Below are 4,242 nucleotides of genomic sequence, written 5' to 3' on the forward strand. Positions count from 1 at the left end.
CGACATCCCGACCCTCGTGGTCCACGGCGGCGACGACCAGGCAGCCCCGATCGAATCCACCGGGCGCAAGTCCGCCGCACTCATCCCCGGCGCCGAACTCAAGGTCTACGAGGGCGGCAGCCACGGCCTCGCCCTCGTCCCCGGACACAAGGAGAAGTTCAACCAGGACCTCCTGGCCTTCCTCGACAGGTGACGGGACCCCCTGGGCCCGTACCGCCGTAGCGGAACGACCGCAGTGGCACACCCCGGCTTGGACAACGGCGGGAACGCCGTCGTGTGGCCCGGGCGGCTCGACACGAGGCCGCGGGTGGCGCGGGGTTCGAGACGGCGCTCGCCCGGTTCGGTGGGAGCGCCGTACGCGGTCGCCGTGGCCCTGCCGACCGCCGGACGGCACTTGGTGCCGGCCGCCCGGGGAGTCGGCCTGGCGACGAGACGATCGTCCCCTCGTGGACCTGGCCGACCGCCGCCGGTCTTCCGAACTCTTCAGCTTGTCATTTATGGTCCGGCGTCGAACGCGGCTCGAACTTGGTCGGCGTTTTCGCAGTTCGGCGGATGAGAAGGCGGCCTCCGTCTGATCCTGTGCTCCGTTGACAACAACCCACCCCAGTCATGGACACCCCGACGAGACACCAACATGACTCTCAAGCAAGAGTCAGCACAGAAGAATCGTCGTGCCGTCAGCTTCACGACCACCCGGTGCCCGCCCACGGGATGCACGACCAGCCGCCACTGGTAGCGACTGTGCACCCGGCCGCAGACGGCGGAGCAGTCCGGACACGCCAACTCGCCGACGGAGCAGTGGGCTTCGACCACTTCCAGCCCAACCGTCTCGGTGAACCAGTCCAGCACCAACCCGACCGCCTTCGGCAGCAGGAGTTCTACCAGCCCCGAAAAGTCCCGCATGACCAGGGCATTCCCGCCCTGACTCGTGACCTCTACCGAGAGACGATCGTGACCGTCCCGAGATAGCGACCAGACCCGGAATGGTCCAGCGTCATCAGTGCTCTACTGTGGGGAGGCGGGCAAGTGCCTTGGCATACTCACAGATCGACACCGAAAGAATAATTTTACAGCTTGTATATTTCCTCGATGTTCCGTTCAATGCGGTGCCCGTAGGTCAAGCTCTCAAGGAAATATTCCGAGCTGCGTGCTGCCGTGACCTCGATCCTTTTCCCCCACCGCAGAGGGCCTTTCTCGAGCGGCTTGAAGGCGATGTAGGTGCGGCCACGTTCTGGGGTCTTGACAAGTATCCATGATCCTTCAGCCTTCTTCCCCCGGTGGGTTATCTTTATTCCGTCAGCATAGATCTCCACATTGCGCCAAGATGTAAGCGACTCAGGATCTACTTCGACAGCCTTCCAATTCCCGGAAGTCTGATCGTATCGCCCCCAGACCTCTACGCCATCGAAATCAAGAGAAATGTAGTAGGACTTTCCTTCCCCAGTAAGGACGCTCCACTTCTTATCAGTGCGCCTAACTTTCTTCCCCTTGATCTCTTGGGGTACGCCATACTGGTCGGGGATGGCGACCCGCTCGACTCTGTCGACGGCCTTATCAAAGGTGGTTCCGGCAGGTACGCCGCTGAGGTGGAGTTCGTCGAGCATGGCAACTATCTTGCTGCCGGTAATAAGCTCTGCCGGTTTGATGCTCAAGATCTCCATGACCTTCACGGCGATACAAGGAATCACTTTTTTCTGGACGCTATCGGCGATGAGCCCGCAGGCCATTCCTTTTGTGAAGTCCCAGATCATGTCCTTGATAAAGTCCGGTATCCACTCTTCAAACACATCGGGGACCAGATCGGGCATGTCGAGGCTCTCGGCAACACGATTCAGGCATTCATAAATTCCATCCCTGAGCTCCTTGTCCGGTATGACAATCCGCGCGTGCATGGCAGAAAGCTTGCCCTCCGCGCCGGCTGCACGTGCAGCCGATACGGGGTCGAGAGAGGCTCCTTTAAGCTTCGCTACTGCCTGGTCCATTCGGTTCTTGAGTATTGAATGGACAACTCCTCTAACTGCTTTGTTGATCACCCAGGGCGCCTGTTTCGGGAGGCCGAGCATAGTGAATGCTGGGGTGATCAGAGATTCCATCCCTGCCAGAAATACATCTAGCGCGGCGAGCTGCTGATTCTGCAAATAAGCGGCAATAACAGTAGGGTCTTCATCAAGCTCATAAAGAAGTTCCGTCTTGGCGCGTTCCTGGCCAAACCTATTCCTCTCGTCGTTTACAAGCTTGTGTTTGTAGAGCGCACATGCAGCGGTGCCTGCCACTCCAGCAATTTTCTTGACCATTGGTGCAACAGCAGCAGGAGCGATGAACCCAGCTGCGAGCGGGGCAGCAGCTTCTGCGAACCCCGTGACCAGCTTTACTTTCTTGAGCTTTTTTTCGTCGAAATGCTGATTGACGAAGGCAGTGAGTGCCGTGTCGTGGATTCTATAATCGAGAGCTCTAATCGCCTGACTGGTTTCCTTGGAAGCGCGCTCTACGACCCGTTGAATGTCCTTAACCAAGCCTTCGGCGTCTCGTATGCAATCCCTGAGGCGATGGCCATTTTTGTCAACCTTGTCGACAAGGCCGCGAAAATACTCGATGAGGGGCTCCGCTTTCTCCTTACGATACCGCAGATCCTCTGCAATTTCCTTGAGCGGCGTGACATCGGGGTTACCGGATATAATTTTTATATCCAGAAACCCTTTAACGAAGTCATGACCCATGATCCGCTCTACCTGATCAACGACTTGCTCGATTTCTTGGATTTCTGTCAGAGCGCCTGCGCAATGAGACTCGAGAAGCGAGATGTATTCCTCAGCTTTACCCTTCAGCCCTTCTTTTGAGCAGAGCTTGCGATACAGGTCAACGGCCGTTTCGTCGATGTAGGTTGTGGTGTTCCTGCTCGCGTCCTCGCGAATCTTTTCTTCCTGCTCCTTCGGGAGGCTTCCTTGGCTCCCGGCTTTGTGTTTGGCTTTTTTCAGCTTGGTGAGATTTTCGCGAATGACATCTTCAAAGTAGGTCGCAGCGCCGAGTCCGGTCGTCAATTGATGTGCGTGGTACTTTATCCTGTCTGAGGAGTCTCCATCGACCCTATTGTTGAGAATGTCCTGTTCTAGTGCGGAGTGGAAATCGCGCTTCGAGACCTCGTAAGCCTCTTCAAGATCCGTAAGGTTTTCGGGCATCATTTCTCCTGGAGGCTCTCAAGCTCCGGGGTGCCAGGTCGAGGGATTTGAATCCTCCTGGCCTGACACCCCCAGGTTCTTGGTCTCTTAAAATTTTCGATGGATGCGCTTGTTGCTATTGGAGGTAAATCGAGTACTTGACGGTGTAGTCGTAGTCGGAAATGAACCAAGTTCCGCCCTTTAGCTCCCAGGTGTGTTCACCGATGTGCTCACCTGGATCATCTGCAGAAAACTTGTGCATTTTACGGCCGAGACAGTCGTCCTCATCCAATTCCGCAGTCTCCGGGAGGCACTCTGCGCTCAGATCGATCAGGGCGTGAGCTCCCTCCTTCACCTGCTCCTGGAATTTCTTGGTACCCCGCTCTGCTTCCTTCTTCCGCTTGTCGAGCTTCTCCGTTCCCTTCCGGATCCCCTCCTCGAGTTCTTTAAGATCTTCTTGGAGGTTCATCGGCTTATCCTTCTCCGACGTCTCCTTGGGGCTGTCTGGAGCGGTCTTGGTTTCGGGAGTCAGGTTCCCTTCTTCACCAGCGGAGACGGCTTTGTTAACGCGCTCTTCGTCGTAGTAGTAGTTAACGGCATCCTTGGCGCCCTTGCGCAGATTATCTCCGACTGCCTTGAGGATCTTCGCGCGCTCCGGCGTGGACCAAGCCCGCCCGGCATCGGCATCGAGCGCAAAAAGGTTCACTGTAACAACACCCGAATCCGGAATGCTGTCCTGGAAGAGTATCGGCGACGTAATATGGACAGATGTTTTAGCTTTTACCTTCACCGGGTCCATATGAATTTTCCGCCCTTTCTGGTCCCCGGCAGAGAATACGGTTCCAGAGATGTAAAATTCGTCACAGCCGTCCATATCTTCAGCGTCGCGACAGATTACTTCGTCGAGCACGATCGTTATTTTTTTCATTTTCGGATGCCTTTCCAGATTTCTGGGTCATTCGTTTATTGCGATTCATTCTAAAGGTGTGAGTCTTTTTGGCGTGTCACCCACAGGATTACCATCCTGTCATCTAAGGGCTGTCCCGTAACTGCTGGTCACGGGTGAGATGATCTTGGTGTGGTTGGT

The 4,242-nt window shown here is 56.1% G+C and carries 4 protein-coding genes; 1 reads left to right on the top strand and 3 read right to left on the bottom strand.

The genetic code is table 11. The features are described from left to right. A partial coding sequence (locus tag I5Q34_RS32825; RefSeq protein ID WP_199896152.1) for an alpha/beta fold hydrolase occupies window positions 1-193 on the top strand: 193 nt, incomplete at its 5' end. Between the two features lie 302 nt (window positions 194-495). On the opposite strand, the gene I5Q34_RS35345 is transcribed toward I5Q34_RS32825, so the two are convergent. The 3 genes from I5Q34_RS35345 to I5Q34_RS32835 all read right to left on the bottom strand — a co-directional run bounded on the left by I5Q34_RS35345 (window position 496) and on the right by I5Q34_RS32835 (window position 4,065). Further along, window positions 496-903 carry a transposase family protein gene (locus I5Q34_RS35345; protein ID WP_234429893.1) on the bottom strand — a complete coding sequence of 136 codons (408 nt, stop codon included), beginning with the start codon at window positions 901-903 and terminating at the stop codon, window positions 496-498. A gap of 164 nt (window positions 904-1,067) precedes the next feature. After that, on the bottom strand, window positions 1,068-3,176 hold the full coding sequence (locus I5Q34_RS32830) for a hypothetical protein (protein ID WP_199896153.1): 2,109 nt from the start codon (window positions 3,174-3,176) through the stop codon (window positions 1,068-1,070). Between the two features lie 115 nt (window positions 3,177-3,291). Continuing rightward, window positions 3,292-4,065 (bottom strand): hypothetical protein, encoded by a 774-nt coding sequence (locus I5Q34_RS32835; protein ID WP_199896154.1) that lies wholly within the window; start codon window positions 4,063-4,065, stop codon window positions 3,292-3,294. Window positions 4,066-4,242 lie beyond the last annotated feature (177 nt).

It is taken from the genome of Streptomyces sp. AV19 (assembly GCF_015999245.1).
GTDB lineage: Bacteria > Actinomycetota > Actinomycetes > Streptomycetales > Streptomycetaceae > Streptomyces.

Coding starts and splice junctions, on each gene's coding strand:
- I5Q34_RS35345 (WP_234429893.1), bottom strand. CDS start 903: ATGCGGGACTTTTCGGGGCTGGTAGAACTCCTGCTGCCGAAGGCGGTC.
- I5Q34_RS32830 (WP_199896153.1), bottom strand. CDS start 3,176: ATGCCCGAAAACCTTACGGATCTTGAAGAGGCTTACGAGGTCTCGAAG.